This is a genomic window from Vibrio sp. G-C-1 (assembly GCF_021728015.1).
GTDB classification, from domain to species: domain Bacteria; phylum Pseudomonadota; class Gammaproteobacteria; order Enterobacterales; family Vibrionaceae; genus Vibrio; species Vibrio splendidus.
Genome location: NZ_JAKKCR010000003.1, coordinates 26,676 through 45,393, shown reverse-complemented (window position 1 = coordinate 45,393; position 18,718 = coordinate 26,676). Strand labels below are relative to the sequence as shown.

Annotated in this window: 13 protein-coding genes; 9 read left to right on the top strand and 4 right to left on the bottom strand. The window is 45.5% G+C overall.

Annotated elements, in window-relative coordinates:
- Entirely contained in the window at positions 1 to 2,454 is a 2,454-nt protein-coding gene (locus tag L3V36_RS05635; RefSeq protein ID WP_017081831.1) for a glycogen/starch/alpha-glucan phosphorylase, read from the bottom strand.
- A gap of 568 nt (positions 2,455 to 3,022) precedes the next feature.
- Here L3V36_RS05635 and malT point away from each other — a divergent pair.
- From malT to sstT, 7 genes are all read left to right on the top strand, one after another.
- Entirely contained in the window at positions 3,023 to 5,731 is a 2,709-nt protein-coding gene (gene malT / locus L3V36_RS05630; protein ID WP_029405903.1) for an HTH-type transcriptional regulator MalT, read from the top strand.
- Between the two features lie 580 nt (positions 5,732 to 6,311).
- Entirely contained in the window at positions 6,312 to 7,232 is a 921-nt protein-coding gene (locus L3V36_RS05625; protein ID WP_004732100.1) for a DUF368 domain-containing protein, read from the top strand.
- A 203-nt stretch (positions 7,233 to 7,435) separates the two neighbouring features.
- The gene (locus L3V36_RS05620; RefSeq protein ID WP_004732102.1) at positions 7,436 to 7,876 is read left to right on the top strand and encodes a hypothetical protein; all 441 of its coding nucleotides are present in this window, start codon (positions 7,436 to 7,438) and stop codon (positions 7,874 to 7,876) included.
- Positions 7,873 to 8,469, top strand: coding sequence for an SCO family protein (locus L3V36_RS05615; protein WP_182796044.1), 597 nt, complete (start codon positions 7,873 to 7,875; stop codon positions 8,467 to 8,469). Before L3V36_RS05620 ends, L3V36_RS05615 begins: the two co-directional genes overlap by 4 nt.
- Before the next feature lie 82 nt (positions 8,470 to 8,551).
- Entirely contained in the window at positions 8,552 to 9,010 is a 459-nt protein-coding gene (locus L3V36_RS05610) for a copper chaperone PCu(A)C (RefSeq protein WP_017061862.1), read from the top strand.
- 487 nt (positions 9,011 to 9,497) lie between these two features.
- Positions 9,498 to 10,562, top strand: a complete 1,065-nt coding sequence (gene rsgA, locus L3V36_RS05605) for a ribosome small subunit-dependent GTPase A (RefSeq protein WP_102557264.1) — start codon at positions 9,498 to 9,500, stop codon at positions 10,560 to 10,562.
- Positions 10,563 to 11,020: 458 nt separating this feature from the next.
- The gene (gene sstT / locus L3V36_RS05600) at positions 11,021 to 12,235 is read left to right on the top strand and encodes a serine/threonine transporter SstT (protein ID WP_004732110.1); all 1,215 of its coding nucleotides are present in this window, start codon (positions 11,021 to 11,023) and stop codon (positions 12,233 to 12,235) included.
- Between the two features lie 184 nt (positions 12,236 to 12,419).
- On the opposite strand, the gene L3V36_RS05595 is transcribed toward sstT, so the two are convergent.
- The 3 genes from L3V36_RS05595 to L3V36_RS05585 all read right to left on the bottom strand — a co-directional run bounded on the left by L3V36_RS05595 (position 12,420) and on the right by L3V36_RS05585 (position 16,466).
- The gene (locus tag L3V36_RS05595; protein ID WP_208774752.1) at positions 12,420 to 13,664 is read right to left on the bottom strand and encodes a tetratricopeptide repeat protein; all 1,245 of its coding nucleotides are present in this window, start codon (positions 13,662 to 13,664) and stop codon (positions 12,420 to 12,422) included.
- A 316-nt stretch (positions 13,665 to 13,980) separates the two neighbouring features.
- Entirely contained in the window at positions 13,981 to 14,583 is a 603-nt protein-coding gene (locus L3V36_RS05590) for a response regulator (RefSeq protein ID WP_108151820.1), read from the bottom strand.
- 11 nt (positions 14,584 to 14,594) lie between these two features.
- Positions 14,595 to 16,466 carry a sensor histidine kinase gene (locus L3V36_RS05585; RefSeq protein WP_208774618.1) on the bottom strand — a complete coding sequence of 624 codons (1,872 nt, stop codon included), beginning with the start codon at positions 16,464 to 16,466 and terminating at the stop codon, positions 14,595 to 14,597.
- A gap of 257 nt (positions 16,467 to 16,723) precedes the next feature.
- On the opposite strand from L3V36_RS05585, the gene dsrO reads away from it, so the two are divergent.
- On the top strand, positions 16,724 to 17,560 hold the full coding sequence (dsrO, locus tag L3V36_RS05580) for a sulfate reduction electron transfer complex DsrMKJOP subunit DsrO (protein WP_208774617.1): 837 nt from the start codon (positions 16,724 to 16,726) through the stop codon (positions 17,558 to 17,560).
- Entirely contained in the window at positions 17,557 to 18,705 is a 1,149-nt protein-coding gene (gene nrfD, locus L3V36_RS05575; protein ID WP_208774615.1) for an NrfD/PsrC family molybdoenzyme membrane anchor subunit, read from the top strand. The genes dsrO and nrfD overlap by 4 nt, the downstream gene beginning before the upstream one ends.
- Positions 18,706 to 18,718 lie beyond the last annotated feature (13 nt).

The window sequence follows — 18,718 nt, the reverse complement described above, 5'->3', positions numbered from 1 at the left end:
TTAACGGTTAACCGCTTCAAGTTTCCAGATGTTGTTCACGTAGTCGCGGATTGAGCGGTCTGATGTGAACTTACCAACCAATGCTGTGTTAAGAATTGCTTTCTTAGCCCAACCTGCTTGGTCTTTGTACTGCTTGCCCATGTCTTCATGTGCTTTCACATAAGATGCGAAATCAGCAAGACATAGGTACGGGTCGCCACCGTCTAGTAGGCTATCAAACGTTGCACGTAGAAGGCCTGGTTGACCTGGAGAGAACTCATCGCCAGTCAGTAGGTCCAGAGATGCTTTCAGCAGTGGGTCTGCATTGTAGTAATCGTATGGGTTGTAACCCTGAGCTTGCAATGCCACCACACCATCAACGTCTAGGCCAAAGATGTAGATGTTTTCATCGCCAACTTCTTCACGAATCTCAACGTTTGCACCATCCATCGTACCGATGGTTAGCGCGCCGTTTAGCGCCATCTTCATGTTGCCCGTACCCGATGCTTCTTTACCAGCCAGTGAGATTTGCTGAGAAACGTCTGCTGCAGGGATGATGATTTCAGCCATGCTTACACGGTAATCAGGGATGAATACCACTTTCAGCTTGTTGCCAATACGAGGGTCGTTGTTGATCTTCTCTGCAATCTTGTTAACTGCGAAGATGATCTCTTTCGCTAGGTGGTAACCCGGTGCTGCTTTCGCTGCGAAGAAACATACGCGTGGCTCACACTCGAAACCAGGTTCGTTAAGAATACGGTGGTACAGAGATAGAATGTGTAGCAAATCTAGGTGCTGACGCTTGTATTCGTGAAGACGCTTGATTTGCACGTCGAAGATAGCGTTCGTATCTAGCTCGATACCCATGTTCTCTTGAACCCAATCAGCAAGGCGCTGTTTGTTTTCTTTCTTAACAGCCATGAATTCTTTTTGGAATTTCGCGTCTGTTGCAAACTTAGCGATGCCTTCAAGCTGCTCTAGTTTTGCTGGCCACTCAGTGCCGATCTTGCCAGTAATTAGCGTAGATAGGCCTGGGTTACAGAACTTCAACCAACGACGTGGCGTGATGCCGTTCGTTACGTTAGTCAGTTTGCCAGGGAAGATTTCGTTGAACTCTGGGAACAAGTCTTTCTTAACCAGTTGAGAGTGAAGCGCAGCTACACCGTTTACTTTGTAAGAGCCAATCACACATAGGTTTGCCATGCGAACCATGCGGTGGAAACCTTCTTGGATGATAGAAAGCTTCGCTTGCTTCTCACCGTCACCAGGCCACATCTTACGAACTTCTTGCATGAAGCGGTGGTTGATTTCAAAAATGATTTCCATGTGACGTGGAAGAAGACGTTTGATCAAAGATTCAGACCAAGTCTCTAATGCTTCTGGAAGTAGTGTGTGGTTCGTGTATGCGAACGTATGAGCACTGATTTCCCAAGCTTGGTCCCAAGTTAAACCTTTTTCATCGATCAGGATGCGCATCAATTCAGGGATAGCGATCGTTGGGTGCGTATCGTTCAGTTGAATCGTTTCTTGCTTAGGCAAATCTTCTAGAGAGAAACCTGCTGCTTCGTGACGACGTAGAATATCGCGAACAGACGCTGCTGAGTGGAAGTACTGCTGCATTAGACGCAGTGTCTTACCTTTCTCGTGGTTGTCGTTCGGGTAAAGTACTTTAGTGATGTTACCTGCATCGATTAGCGAGTGTTGCGCTTCGAAGTAGTCACCGTTGTTAAAGCTTGCTAGTGAGAATGGTGCGATTGCCTGACATTCCCAAAGGCGCAGTGGGTAAACCGTGTTTGACTCGTAACCTACGATAGGTAGATCCCAAGGCATTGCTTTCACTTCCATACCCGGAACCCAAGTACGAACTTCTTTACCGTCGATGTATTCAACTTCTACATGACCGTAAAAACCAATGTGTTGTGCTAGTTCTGGACGAGCCACTTCCCATGGGTAACCTTCAACACCACGCCATGCGTCAGGTGCTTCTTGTTGACGACCATCTTGGAAAGACTGTTTGAATAGACCGTATTCGTAGTGAAGACCGTAGCCCACTGTTGGGTATTCTTGAGCGGCACAAGAATCCATGAAACAAGCGGCTAGACGACCAAGACCACCATTACCTAGTGATGGGTCGCGTTCTTCTTCTAGAAGATCAGTTAGGTTTTGACCTAGCTCTTCCATTGCATGAGTGATCTGTTCATACAGACCCATGCTGATTAGGTTATTACCTGTTAAACGACCAATCAAAAATTCTAATGAAAGGTAGTTAACGCTTTTCGCGTTCTTAATTTTTTCATCATTTTCAGTTTCTAACAGATCAAATGTTGTGAGTTCTGCTAGCGCACGCCCCATTGCTAGGTACCATGCGCGGCTATCTGCGTTTTCAATCGTTGTTGCGTAGGTTGCAGATAAATGCTTCTTAACGCTTTCTTGGAACGACACTTTATCGAAAGTTTTTTGCTGAGTTGGTTTCATTTCAGAAATCTCGCTTTTAATAGTTCTAATTCATCTGTGACATATCGTGCATGGTCACCATTAACTAAACATCCTCCCGCTAACGCGACAAACTAGGAGTAGATGGGAGGGCGTAGGGGGCGTACCGACATAGGGTTAGTGATCTGACTCTCATGTTCTGACTTCGAACAAAAACTTGGAGTGACTAAGATCACAAGCTCCCGTTCGATAACTTACCTTCGATTGATGTGACTTTTATTTAACCGGATTAAAGTCATTATCAAATTTGATATTCAGATCACGAAAATAATTTCGTCCTCTCATCTTTTGCATAGATTCACGTGTTGAAATGAAGGAAGTCACATTCACAAACCAACCCGCCATGTGAGCAAAGTCTCAAATAAAGGGCGTAGAAGCCTAAAAACATGCAGGAGTGCAAGGTTTCTGAGGAGGATCATAGTCGGTGCCGTTTTGCTTCACGTAATATGATTGAAGACTTAAGTAATTAGGCTGATGTCATTCGATTACACTCAACGATAGATTGAGGTAATCCAGAACATAAGCCACGGAATAGGTGAAAAACTTCGACATGTGGATCCCTTCGAAACTGACTCGTCCCGGCCGCTTACATAATGCAATCCTACGACCTAGGGTTCTCGATCTGCTCCAACACGCAGATTGCTATAAGCTTGTATTATTCCGCTCTCCAGCGGGGTACGGCAAAACCACAATGGCAGCACAATGGCTGGTAGATAAACCCAATGTGGGTTGGTACAGCATTGATGACAGTGACAACGATGCTTTTCGCTTTATCAACTACCTAATGCAATCACTCAATAAAGCAACTCAAAATGCCTGCCCTAATGCCCAAAAGCTGGCAGAAAAACGACAGTTTTCATCGTTGCATTCTTTGTTAAGTGAAGTGTTTGCTGAGATGTCTGAATTCCATCACGAATGTTTCCTTGTGTTGGATGACTATCACTTGGTCAACAATGACGACATCCACGAAGCAATGCGCTTCTTCCTTAAACACATGCCTGACAACCTGACGCTTGTTGTGACTAGCCGTGGGACACCACCACTTGGCACAGCAAACCTTCGTGTTCGTGATCTGATGATTGAAATTGGCAACGATTCACTGGCTTTTGATACTGAAGAGACGACGCGCTTCTTCAATCAACGTGTCGCCGATGGCGTAGATGACACCACCGCTGGCAGTATCTGTACTTATGTTGAGGGGTGGCCTTCGGCGTTACAGCTTATTGCCCTTCAAGCTCAACATCAAAAACGTACCCTTGCGCAATCTGCAGAATCGTTCTCTCACTTTAACCATGCTCACCTTTGGGATTACTTGGTTGAAGAAGTATTCGATCTACTGGATAAAGAAACCCGACAGTTCTTAATGCAGTGTTCAGTACTTGATCATTTCAATGACGAATTAGTCTGCGCGCTTACACAGCGTGAAGACGCACTGGGTATGATCGAATCACTCAACCGATTTGGCTTATTCATCTACCCGCTTGAAGGTGAAAAGAACTGGTATCGCTTCCATAACTTGTTTGGTGAATTTCTGGCGCACGAGCGTCAAGCTCGAATTCCGCAACAAGAAGCCGAGTTGCACCGAAGTGCCGCGAAAGCGTGGATCAAACAGAAAACGCCTCATCAAGCACTGCGACATGCACAACGTGCTGAAGATCCAGAGCTGATCATTCAAATTTTGACGGAACACGGTTGGCCGATGTTCAACCAGGGCGAACTTTCATCTCTAGAGATGGCGATCAAGCAACTGACTACCGATCAACTATACAGTGAGCCGAAGCTATCAATGCTGCGCGCTTGGCTGGCACAAAGTCAGCACCGTTATGATCAAGTGGGTACTTTGTTGGAAGAGGCTGAGACTCAATATCAAGCTCGAAACATTGAACTCGATACTCAGCAACAAGGCCAATACAACGCCTTGCGCGCCCAGGTTGCCATCAACAGCAATGAACCAGAAAAAGCGCTGGAACTCGCCGAGCTTTCGTTAAGTCAGTTGAACACCACCGTTTATCGTAGCCGCATTGTCGCAACCTCGGTTGTGGGCGAAGTGAATCACGTGATGGGAAACCTGAGCCGTGCGCTACCGATGATGCAGCAAACAGAGAAGCTTGCTCGCCAATATCAAGTTTATCATCAGGCTCTGTGGGCGATTCTGCAGCAAAGCGAAATCTTGATTGCTCAAGGTTATGTTCAAGCGGCATTTGAGCTACAAGACAGCGCATTCAAATTGATCGAAGAGCATCAGCTTCAATACGTTCCTCTGCATGAATTTTTGCTGCGTGTTAGAGCTCAGATCTTCTGGTGCTGGAACCGACTAGATGAAGCGGAAGAGTGTTGCTACAAGGGCTTAGATATCCTTGGTCACCACTCACCAAGTAAACACCTGCACAGTTACTCAATGCTGGCTCGTATTTCATTGAGCCGCGGCGAGATTGATAAAGCGTCGAAGTTTATCGACCAAATTCAACACCTGCTACGTCAATCAACTTACCACGTAGATTGGACCGCAAATGCTTCTTTGTCTTTGATTCTGTTCTGGCAAGTAAAAGGCAATAAAGAGGCAATCCGTGATTGGCTAAGCGTGGCGGTTCGACCTGAATCGGCGAGTAACCACTTCTGTCAGCTTCAATGGAGAAACATCGTACGTTCTCACATCATCCTCGAGCAGTATGAAGATGCGGAAGAAGCGCTGACTTTCCTTAAGAGTGAAGCGCAGCGTTCACATCTGATTACAGACACCAACCGAAACTTGATCGTTGAAGCGGTGTTGCGTACACAAATTAACGATGAAGACAGCGCACGCGTGCTACTTGAAGAAGCGCTTCATATGACCAACCAAACCGGTATGGTTGGTAACTTCTTGGTCGACGGTGGGACTATCGGGCATATCTTGGATAAATTGAGCAACAAGCCAGGCTTAGGTGACTTAGAACGCCATCGCGCTCAACAGATCATGAAAGATATCTCAACCACCCAACGCAGCCGCTCGGTTCACTTCGATGAAGACTTTGTTGAGAACTTGGTTAATCACCCGAATATTCCTGAACTTGTGCGCACTAGCCCACTCACCCAGCGTGAATGGCAGGTACTCGGTCTTATCTATTCAGGGTTCAGTAATGAGCAGATAGCTCAAGAGCTCGATGTAGCGGGGACCACGATCAAAACTCACATCCGTAACCTTTATCAAAAGCTCAACATTGCTAACCGCAAAGAAGCAATCAGCACGGCAGAGAACTTGCTGCAGTTGATGGGTTACTAAAACGGATTCGAGATTGATTCGAGATTGATTCGAGAAAAGCTTAAGCTAGTCACCAATGGTGGCTGGCTTTTTTTTCATCTGAAGTTTAGAGCTTAAAAATGTAGGAACTGGAAAAGAAAAAAGACAATCACCAAACGACAGGCAAAAAAATAGCCAACCGCAATAATCGCGATTGGCTCTATATATTTGTGAACAAATCATAAGTTCACTAACAACGTCAGTTGGCTAGGTGACCCTCGGCTTAAGAAGGGTCAATGTATATAATGCAGTTAGCGTGCCAACTTTAATTCGGCGTTTTATAAGCCCTGCATCGCATAAAAACCATGAATTTGTCATGCGAATTGCAAAGTGCATTTGCATAATGCAACCAAGATGCAATATTGATAAGAGATCAGTTTCATCTCTGTTCTTAATGACAAATTACTAAGTGGTTGTATTTTAAATGTAAGGCAAATGTTCACTTCAACTTATTGCCTTACAATTAAGAGAGTAATAAAAGCCCTTCCCCAATGGCATATTCATACTTTTTTTACACTAAAGTTTGTATACTGCACAAAATCACCCTCAACTCTATGAAGCAATGAACTACTTAAGTACTTTTTTCAAAGGCATGGCAATGGGCGCAGCAGACGTTGTTCCTGGCGTGTCGGGCGGAACCATCGCATTCATCACTGGTATCTACGATACGCTGCTAGAAAGCATTCGCAGGATTAACCCTAGCGTACTTGGCTTATGGAAACGCGAAGGCTTCAAAGCCGCGTTTAACCACATCAATGGTTTCTTCCTGATTTCACTGTTCGCAGGCGTATTCACGAGCATTGCGACATTTGCAAAACTGATTTCTTGGTTATTAGTCACCCACCCCGTTCCACTGTGGTCTTTCTTCTTTGGCCTGATCTTGGTGTCGGTTTTCCATATTCTTAAGCAAGTAGAGAAGCGCGATATGATTCGATTCGTGTTTTTGCTGCTTGGCGTTGCTTTCGCCTATAGCATTACCGTGCTTAAGCCGCTGCAAATGGAGCCTACCAGTATCAATATCCTCATTGCGGGTGCGATTGCGATCTGTGCGATGATTTTGCCGGGTATCTCGGGTAGCTTCATTCTGCTATTGATTGGTATGTATGGCCCGGTTCTTGGTGCGGTTAAAGAGTTTCAAATCGATGTGCTTGCGCTATTCCTTAGTGGCTGTGTGATTGGCCTACTGACTTTCTCGCACGTACTTTCTTGGTTACTGCGCTCATTCCGCGATTTCACATTAGTGTTCTTAACTGGTTTGATGATCGGTACGCTGCCTAAGATTTGGCCGTGGAAAGAAACCATCAGCTGGCGCACAAACTCAAAAGGTGAGCAAGTTCCTCTACTTCAAGAAAATCTGTCACCGTTTGATTTTGAAGCCGTAACCTCTCAGCCTTCTCAGCTGGTAATGGCGATTGTGATGATGTTGGCTGCTATTGCCTTGGTTTTAGGACTAGAGAAATTTGCAGAGCGCAACGCTGACTAATCATTCAGCCAACTTCTGGAAAGCGTTTAGAACGGATAATGCTTAGAAATACTAAGCTCACTTCTCGATTGAACAGACAAAAGCGAAGCCAATGGCTTCGCTTTTTTAGTTCTACCATACGCACAAAATTGCTTTTTGATACAAGCACGTATTGAGGGGTATGATAACATCGCCGCTATTATAAAATTAGATGAGAACACGACATGCACCCAGCATTAAAGGTGGTGGCTCTTGGCATTGCTCTCGTGGCAGGTTTTTATGGGCCGCAAGTATTTCAAAAATTTAAGTCGGTCATTGAGCACTCAACTGCCGAAGTCAACTTGGATGACTACTGCATGCTTTCAACCACATCGTGTGAGCAGGAATCCATTTCAATGTCGCTTGATCGCGAAACCGCGCAACCTCTTCTACCCACAAAGATAAAGGTCGTTTGGGAAGGTGCTGCATCTGAGACACTGATGTTATCGCTCACCGGTTTAGAGATGGAAATGGGATCAGCGCGTTTTCAATTGAAGAGCATTGGCAATAATACCTATGAAGGTGAAGTGATTTTACCTGTATGTACTTTAGATAAAATGACATGGGTCGGTGAACTCACTGATGGTGTCGATACTGTAAACCCTGCAATAAGGATGGCAAGATGAGTAGAAATTGGTCGTTAGCATTGGTTGTCGCTTTTGTACTTGGCTTTGGTGTCAAAAGCTATCTTGATGGGCAAAACGAAGTTCAAGAACAACACGCTGCAAAACAAGAGTTCTCCGCAACGACTCTTTTCGGCAAAGACAACCAACCAACGGAAATCTTTGACCAAACCGATGACAGAATTCGCATCGTTTACTTCGGTTTCACACGTTGCCCAGATGTATGCCCTACTTCTTTGGCTATGTTGGCCGGAGCACTTAACCAAGTTTCTGATGAAGCAAAAGCCAAGATTCGCCCAATGTTTGTTTCTCTCGATCCTGAACGTGATGCCGCTGAAGCCTCGTATGAATACGCGCAATACTTCCACCCGATGATGGAAGGACTAAGTGGTCCATTGGATATCACAACGACTCTGGCTCATAACTACGGCGTTATTTTCAGAAAGACCAAGCTTGAAGGTTCAGAGTTGGAATACACCCTAGACCACAGCTCATATTTTTATTTTTTAAAGCCCGACGGTACCTTGATTACCAAAGTGCCGCATACGTTGACGCCAGCGCCAATTGTTGAGGCTATCAACAAGCTGACGCAGTAAAACGTAAAAACAAAGAACTTACTCAATAAAGTTCAAAAAAGTCAGGTCCCAGACCAAAAACATAAAAATTAAGGACAACAACATGAAGTTAAAAGCACTTGCTCTAGCAGGCTTATTGCTCACCCCTTTTGCTCAGGCTAGTAGCGATATTATGGTTCATGACGCGTACGCTCGTGCAACACCGCCTTCAGCAGTGAACAGCGCGGTATTCACGACTCTGATGAACCACAGCGATAAAGATCGCGCTATTGTTTCTGCAACAACACCTGCAGCAGGTAAAGTAGAACTTCATGATGTAATCATGGATGGCGATGTTATGAAGATGCGCCAAGTTCAAGAGATCACAATCCCAGCGAATGGTGAAGCGGTACTTAAACCTGGTAGCCTACACATCATGTTGTTCGACCTAGCAAGCAGCCTAAAAGAAGGTGAGCAAATCGAGATGACACTGACTTTCGCCAATGGTGAAACGCAGACCTTCGATGCGCCGGTTAAGAAAGTAATGAGCGGCATGAAAAAGATGAATCACGATCATCATTAATCGTATTCACAATTGATAAAATAATTTAAGCCACGATGACTTCTCGCCAGCGTGGCTTTTTGTTAAACTGAGTTCGCTTTTTATCCAAAGCCTGAACACATAAATAACCCAAGGAGAATAGAAGATGATTGTAATGAACACACTAAAACTGGCAGTAAAAGTAACGCGTTAATTTGTTTGGTTAATCAAACTTAAACACCGATCTACCAACTTATCGTCTTCCATTGACGACCGCACACTTTTACCCGGTTTACTGTTGATCGTAAGTGATCAATATCTGCATGCCTGTAAAGCATGACTCAATCCGGGGTCCTATCTATTTGAATTCGACCCAAGCTCAAAACATTTTTGACGTCTCGACGCTTTTTAATCTCATCAATGCTTATTGATCTCATTAACAACCTGAGATCTCACAAGAAGTTAATGCTCTCATAAGACTTTAATGCACTGATAAGAAAAGAAAGCTCGCACGTCTGGGTAAATAGACATGAATTCACAAAACGCATTTTCTCATCCAATGTCGCTTCAACAGCTTGGATGGCAACCTGTATTCCAACAACAACTGACACTCGAAGACTATGACCATTCCGTCATTGCTCGCATTACCGCGCACCATCGCAGCGGTTATACGCTTGCGTCAGAACAAGGCGAAATCGTTCTACCCGTTCACCAAAAACAACCCGCGATGACGGTTGGTGACTGGGTGATGTTAAACTCTGATCTGCAATTCGACCGCTTACTTGAGCGTCAGTCTCTCTTCAGCCGTAAAGCAGCAGGCAGTCGTGTGGCAGAACAGTACATTTCAGCCAATATTGACACCGTATTTATCGTGGTTTCGTTAAATAACGACTTTAATCTAAGCCGCATCGAGCGCTATCTAGCACTCGCCAATGAAGCACAGGTTGAAGCGGTTATCGTACTTACCAAGAAAGACTTGTGTGACGACTACCAAGACAAAGTACAGCAAGTGCAAAGCCTAGATCCGATGCTGATGATCGAAGCCGTTAATAGCCTAGACCAAGACTCTACTCAAGTATTGTCACCTTGGTGTAAAACAGGCAAAACCGTCGCTTTGATGGGTTCGTCTGGTGTCGGTAAATCGACACTCGTGAACTCGCTACTTGGTGAAACTCAACAAGAAACGGGCGGTATTCGTGAAGACGACAGCAAAGGCCGTCATACAACCACGTCACGATCGCTCCACTTGCTAACGTCGGGCGGTTTATTGCTCGATACTCCTGGTATGCGAGAGTTACAACTCGCCGATTGTGCTGAAGGAGTAAGTGAAACTTTTTCTGATGTGGAAGAATTAGCGATGCATTGTCGCTTTTCTGATTGCAGCCATGAGTCAGAACCAGGATGCACAATACGCAAGGCCATTGAAAGCGGTGAGCTTTCTGAAAGACGATTCTCTAACTATGAGAAGCTACTCAGAGAGCAAGCAAGAAATGGAGCCTCACTGGCAGAGCAGAGAGCGAACAGTAAACAGCTTTCTAAAATGTACAAAACCGTGCAGTCAGAGAGCCGTAATATCAAGAAATCGTCTAAATAGCCGATTATTGGATTAGGTTTACAACACGTAAATAAGCCCTATGTCCCTATCGCGTATTAGCTCATTAATTCATGAGCTCTTTAACGCATTGGGCTGGGGCTTTTTGTATCAGCGGGGCTTCTTTATATCAACAGGTCTTCTTTATATCAACAGGAACCCAATGGGATCATTTCTGCACACAATGATCTTGCTAATCGACTCTGACGGCACCAGAACCAGAACATTGACCCGAATGAGTATTATCATGCAGATTTATATCTCAACAAGAGTACAAAAATTTAACATTTAGCTCTAAAAACACCACGTAGCGCAAACAATCACCCTAAAAGTAAACTATTCCTAGACACCCTCTTAGATCCCGCTAATATGACCGCCCATTCCACTAGTGTATAGTTGGATTTGGTACAACTTTATAAAAAAATACATCACTATAATAAATTAACAATTGCAGGTATTTTATGCAAAATCACAACATGCTCGCCCGCATCGCTCGTGGAAATCTCGTTCTACAGATCCTTGCTGGTATTGTTTTCGGTGTCGTTCTCGCCATGGTTTCTCCTTCAGCAGCTCAAGATGCAGGCCTATTAGGTAGTCTGTTTGTTGGTGCTCTGAAAGCTGTTGCCCCAATTTTAGTATTCATTCTTGTTGCAGCTTCTATCGCAAACCAAAAGAAAGGTCAGCATACTCATATGCGTCCAATCATTGTGCTTTACCTGATTGGTACGTTCTCTGCAGCACTGACTGCTGTAGTACTGAGCTTCATGTTCCCAACCACTTTGACACTGGTTGCTGGCGCTGAAGGTGCTAACCCTCCTCAAGGTATTGCAGAAGTTCTTCATACGCTTCTATTCAAGCTTGTAGATAACCCAGTTAGCGCACTAATGAACGCTAACTACATCGGTATTCTTGCTTGGGCAATCGGTCTTGGTCTTGCTCTGCACCACGCATCAGCAACAACAAAAGCGGTTTTCGAAGACCTTAGCCACAGTGTTTCACACATTGTTCGCTTCATTATTCGTCTTGCGCCATTTGGTATCTTCGGCCTTGTTTCGACTACATTCGCAACAACGGGCTTCGATGCACTAGCAAGCTACGGTCAACTGCTAGCGGTTCTACTAAGCTCAATGCTGATCATTGCTCTTGTCGTTAACCCACTGCTTGTCTTTGTAAAGACAAAACAGAACCCATACCCACTTGTACTGCAATGTATTCGTGAGTCTGGTGTAACGGCATTCTTCACTCGTTCAAGCGCTGCAAACATCCCAGTGAACATGAACCTTTGTAAGAAGCTAGAGCTAGATGAAGATACTTACTCTGTATCAATCCCTCTAGGCGCAACCATCAACATGGCGGGTGCTGCAATCACCATCACTGTGTTAACGCTTGCAGCTGTACACACAATGGGTATTGAGATTGATATCTTCACTGCGATTCTACTAAGCCTTGTTGCTGCAATTTCAGCATGTGGCGCATCAGGCGTTGCCGGTGGTTCACTGCTACTGATTCCTCTAGCTTGTGGCCTATTCGGTATCTCAAACGATGTAGCGATGCAGGTTGTAGCGGTTGGTTTCATCATTGGTGTGATTCAAGATTCGGCTGAAACAGCGCTTAACAGCTCAACTGACGTAGTGTTCACTGCGGCTGTATGTAAAGCTGAGCAAAACAAAGCTTAACAGCTCTTGGTATTAGGCTTTAACTCTAAGCTCTAAAAGCAAATAGCACACAAATAAAAAGGGAAGCATTCGCTTCCCTTTTTTGTTGTCTTGGTTTTCTAGATTACGGTTAGAAGCTATATAGATTTATAGCTTTATAGCTTTAGTCATTCTTGTCTAACTCATCAAAGCTAACCAACACGTTTTAGTGGTTGCTTTTCCAGCTTGGATCCACTGTTGCCTGACTGAAGTCTAGAGAGTTAGGGCTTGCTTCTTTGTTATGCGTTGCTTGATCGCTGGATGACCCTTGATTCGCAGCACCGCTATCATGGTTTGGCGTCGCCTGCTGGCTGTAATCGACGTTAGAACCTTGCTCACTCGACGCTTTGGTCTCTAAATGACTCCCATCGACGTTTAACTCCTCACCTTCTTCATCGGACGCTTCTTTAACCTTCTTAGGGACAGGGACATTGCGTTTGTAGAGCTTGTTGAGCGCCTTAATGATTGAGTGCTTAGTGATTGCTTCTTGTGTCAGCTTAGTCATTATCGGTTTAGTCAGAGCCTGTAAGCCCACGACAGCATCCACACCAAGTTCCCCGCCGACTTTATCCCTCAAATGCTTGGCTTCTGAGTAACCAAAATGAGCCGATAGAAATAGCCAAATATAAGCGATAGCGTTGCCGTGTTCACCATGGTCAATCCAAGCTTCACCTGCTCTAAACATGGCTTCTGCACTGTTCTTTTCTGCGGCCGTCTCAAACCAGTAAACAGCCTCACCATGGTTAGGCTCAACACCCACACCGTTCAAATAACTCATACCGAGCTTGATCTTGCCGTCTAAGCTATTCTTTTCCGCGGCCTTTTGGTACCACTCGACAGAGCTTTCGGCAGAGTAGTCTGGGTTTTCTTTATCTAGACACCAGTCACCGATGAACAGCATCGCTTCAGTATTACCACCAGCCGCAGACTCTTCAATATAGGTATAACCCTTAGGGATGTTCTTATCGGTTCCGCGACCAAAGACGAGCGCTTTGCCCATCTCAAATTTCGCAGACACGTCATTGTCCAATGCGGATATCGCAAGCTGCCAAAAGTTGGCTTTCTCTCTTAAAATCAGGTCTTCTTTACGCTTCATGCTTAGGCGCACAATGCCGTACATGCCATTGATATTATCGAGTTGCGCCGCTTTGTCGTACCAATACAGAGCTTCCTTAATATTGTTACGTTCAGCTTCTTTTGCCAAATACAGAATCGACGGAACATGCCCCGTTTCGGCTTTGAAGTGACGCTCTTTTTGCTCTTGTATGCGCGCTTTTTCAATCGCTTTTCGATAAGCGACAGCACGAGCCTTACGTTCTTGTTCCAAGCGCTGCTTTCTTAGCGATAAAGAGATCAGCCACACGGCGACAAGTATTAACGAAAGAGCCGTCGCACCAATTGCGATTCCCATTGTACTCATAAAATATTTTAACCTAACTCGGCTGATACTAGCCCCGATATCGGGAAAGCGATCAACCCATAGTGAATGTTTCTAATTACAGGGAAAAGCGCCGTTATTAAAACGTTCTGCCCTAAAATGAACTCAGTTCAGTATCTCAGGAATACATAGCGATAAAAAGTCTACTTAGACCTATCCTTATGCACTCCATAAATGGTGTGATCTTGCTTCAATAGAGTTCGATAATGAAGACCACCATTGAGCAAAATAATCTTAAAAAACGACAACGAAATTGATGAATACCTATAGCAATTTCATGTCGCTGTAGTTAGTTCAGTTGGCCGTATATGTAAGCCAGTTCAGCAACCGTTTTAGCAGAAAATTTCTTCATTAAACTCGCTCGGTGTACTTCTACCGTTCTCATCGCGATACACAATTCATCGGCAATTTTCTGGTTACGTTTGCCGTCGATAATCTGCTTAAGAATATCGATTTCTCGCTCAGTTAACGACGCATACGCTTGGCGATAAACATTCATGTGTAAATGCTTTTCAGAAGCATCCAAACCTTGTTTGATTGCCTCAGCTAACTCACTGCCTTTAACTGGCTTTTGAAAGAAGTTCACCGCACCGGCTTGCAATGCCTCGACCGCCATTGGTACATCACCGTGACCCGTCAGATAGATCACCGACAGTGGGCTCTGCGCCTTCACCATCAACTCATGAACTTGCTGCCCTCTCATTTCGGGCATTCTACTATCCAATACCACGCATCCTGGAACACTCAGATCCACTGCACCCAAAAAGCTCGGGCCATCTTCATAAGCTGTCACCTTGAAATCGTGCTCTTCCAATAAGAACACCAATGAGTCACGCATCGACTCATCGTCATCAACCACATAGACCGGCAACGTTTGATGAAGTTCAGGCATAACAAGATTCCTTATGAGTCATTTGAAATAAAGGAAGGCAGTGTCACCGCGACATGACAACCATGAGGAGTCAGTGAAGTGATGCTCATTTTGCCACTGTGGTCTTCAATCACATCTTGGCAAATCGCAAGCCCTAACCCCAAGCCGTTTTCTTTGCTACTCACAAAGGCTTGAGTGACTTGTTGCTCGGTAAAATCTAAACCGGTGCCGTTATCGATAACCGACAGTATCATTTTATCCGGTTGATACTCGGTAATCACTTTAATTGTCGATGGTTCGTTGTTTTTGTTACCAATATCAGACGTAGCGCTTTGTTCGCGATGCATCTGAGCATTACACGCGTCCGTCGCATTGTTGATCAAATTTACAACCACCTGCTGCAATCCGACAGAGTCAACATGTAGCGTGATAGGTTTACCCACGACATAACGTTCAATGGTTATCTTGTGTTTCTCTAATCGAAATTGCAGTAGCTCGATGGTATCTGTAAGAAGCACTTCTATATCAGTTTGAGATTTATCTGATGAGCGTTTTTTGATCATGTTTCTTAAGCGCTGGATGATCGCATCAGCACGGTCCACTTGAGACTGGATCTTCTCAAATACAGGCTCTATGTCAGTCAGCGGTTTGTTCTTCGAAATCCGCAGTAAACCACCTTCGCTATAATTCCGAATAGCTGCCAAAGGCTGATTAATCTCGTGTGCCAAGCTACTTCCCAGTTCACCAACTACCGCGATACGTTGTGAGTGCTCTAGCTGTTCACTCTTACTTTTCAGCTTGTACAGCGTCGCTTCTAGTTGCTTTTTGCTGCGACTGAATTTGTATTCTAGCCAGAAGTGGTAAGCATTCAGAGACACCACGAGAATAAAGAACGCCCATGCCCACTGTTGATTGTACTTGAGCCAGATTAACGCTTCTTTCCACCAAGGTTGTTGCAGTGGATGCATGTCGAGTTGTTGATATAGCTTATCGATCGACAGCAGGCTTGTCGGTGACGTCCAGCCCGATGCATTCGCTGCAATGGCTGGCGCACTGCTTTTTGGCATAGCAAATAACACCTGACTCATTTGTTTCGCCAGTGCCGAAGACGCTCGCTCTGTTTTGGCAAACGACCAGTTAGGGTACAAAGGTGTAGACACCTGACATCGGAACCCTTCTGGTGCTTGATTCTCGATAACACGATATTGACCCGCCACCAGCAAACCTTCGCTGATCATGCTCTCGACCAAACACGCAGGCACCACCGCAGCTTCAATGTGCCCTTCACGCAGTTGATACAAGCTAGCATCAATAGGGAAACCTAAGAACTGAGTATTAGAGAAAAAGTGATTGGGGTTGAGCCCTTGTTGCATCACTTGGTAACGCATAGTGAGGTAACCACCAAAAGCATTTTCAGAGACTGCCGCAATCGGCTTACCGCTAAGTTGTTCGAGAGAGATATAAGGCGACATTCTTCTCACCACCAAGGCGGAACCAATGCTGCGTGTATTACTGGTGCCTTGAGCTTCAAAGTTATGACTGGTCATGGTTGCCATCCAAGAAAGCGCATACTGGCGTCCTAATCGAACCGCCTGACCGGGGTTGGTGATAACAAAATCAACAGTCACATCTTTTACCGCTTCGGCCATCTCTTCCAAGTTGAAAGGCTTAAGAACAAAGTGTTTTCCGGGAATGCGCTCCGACAACCAATCCATTGTCGGCTGCCAACGCTGCTGTGCGGAATGCTTGCCTCGAGTCGCCAACACGCCAACTTCTATGATTTGCTCAGACTCAACAGTGCTTGTCGTTGCAATCTCTTGCTCCGATTGAGCCGCTAAACACGCGCCTGCGATTAGGCTCAACCAACAAAGGCCAACGATTGTCATTAGGTTTCTGACTGTCACTGAAATCTCTTTCTCCAAACGGACTGTTTATTCAATTTATTCTCGATTCATTTTATGTCAGCGGCGTGTTTCGCGCTTAGCTCATGCTTGAGCGCCCTAAATAAGCCCCTAAAACAAAGCATAACAGCTAGATAGCGAAAACCACATTTGTTCTAGATCAACTTTGATCTGGGTATGTGGAAATCCACAATACCCCGCGTACGCCCAAAATCTGACAATGAGCCCAACAGATCGAATACCCATTTATAGGTACCTCCATGGACTCATTGAAAAGACGGTTTCTCAGCCAATTCGGCAAGGTTTCCGCTGGTGCTGCGCTCATTCCCATTGCCGGAATCAACACCGCAGTCGCAAGCACAGCCATTCGCAATAACAACCAACCTGACCGCAAAGGCGAAATAGGCAAACGCTACGCCATGGCGATTGATTTACGTAAGTGCGTTGGCTGTCAGGCGTGCACTGTTGGCTGTAGCGTTGAAAACCAAGCACCAATTGGCCAGTTCCGAACCACCGTAAAACAGTATGAAGTCTCCCTTGATGATGGTTCGACGGCTCAACAAGACTTGAAATCATTCATGTTACCTCGCCTCTGTAATCACTGTGACAACGCTCCCTGCATCAAGGTTTGTCCTGTTCAAGCGACCTTCCAGCGTGAAGATGGGATAGTGATGGTCGACAACGAACGCTGCGTAGCCTGTGCTTATTGTGTTCAAGCTTGCCCTTACGATGCTCGCTTCATTAATAACTACACCCTTACCGCTGACAAATGTACTTTCTGTGCACACCGCCTTGAAGACGGCTTACTGCCTGCTTGTGTAGAAACCTGTGTCGGTGGCGCGCGTGTCATTGGCGACCTTAAAGATCCAAACAGCGAGATCAACCGTCTGCTCAATGAAAACCAAGACGACATCAAGGTGCTTAAGCCAGAGCAGAATACCAACCCCCATGTTTTCTATATCGGCATGAACGAGCGATTCGTTAGCCACATTGAAGGCCAACCTGCGATTTATGATCCAGCCGCCATAGATAACTCATCCTCTAGCCAACAAGAATTGGCAATCGCGACACAAAGCAAAAAAGGAGAGACAGCATGAATATCACTGAGGTGTTAGTCCCCGCTCAAGAGATCGCTTGGCTACCGTGGGCGGTTCAATATTTCTTCTACATAGGTTCGGCTTACGCGGCCGCTATTTTGTTTTTGATTGCACTGATATTTAAGAACTCAACCAGCCACCAATTTCGTTCTGCCCTTGTGCTTGTGATGGCCATCGGTGCGATTGTTGGGCCATTAGCGCTTACTGGTGACTTGCATCAACCCGGACGTGCGTGGCATTTCTATGCTCACATCACACCTTGGTCATGGATGTCATTGGGCTCTCTGTTTCTACCTTTGTTCTCTGGTCTGGCTGTCGCAACCGCATGGGTTTACCTGCGTGATGACATCGCACAACTGAAAGAGAGTGAAAACCCACTTCTAAAACGTTTGGCTTGGCTGACGCTAGGTCAATGGCAAATATCATCAAAGCTGATGATTGCGCTCGCTGCTGTGACGGCTATTTCGGGCCTAAGCATCGCGCTTTACACAGGCGCAGAGATTGCGATTTTGGCGAGCCGACCGCTTTGGCATCAACCGGCTTCTCCGCTGCTTTGGTTTACGACCGCATTCTTTGCTGCTACGGGATTAACGTTGTTGATTTGGGCTCTACTGCCTTCAAACAAGCCAAGCTTAAAACCAACAGACCTCGCTCTAGTACAAAGAACCATTACCTTAACGGGTGGCCTTGCCATCATTCTTACGTCGATTTGGGCATCTAACCATGGTCACTTCAGCCTGTATGAGAACGACGCTTGGGGCATCAATTTAGGCATCATGACCACCAGCATTTTGCTGTGCATGATCTTGGTTCTACCACTGCAACGCCTATCGCAAAGTAAGCTAGGAATTATCTGTGTTGCGCTTGCGACCATAGTTTCTGCATGGGCGGTACGTTGGGTCACCATGATGGAAGTTCAAACCATTCCACGTTTCGATGTTGGCCCATTCCCTTATGAACTGCCGATGGGTAGCGCAGGATTACTCGGCATTGTTGGTATGTGTGGTCTTTGGTTAGCACTTGCGTTGTTCGCCTCTGAAATCGTGTCTGCTGGATCGACAAGAACAACTGGCTCTGCACCAAAGACAACATCGAAGCCAAACCAAAATACACCTTCACCACTTAACCGCTCACATAGCTTGTAGTCTGAGGAATCAT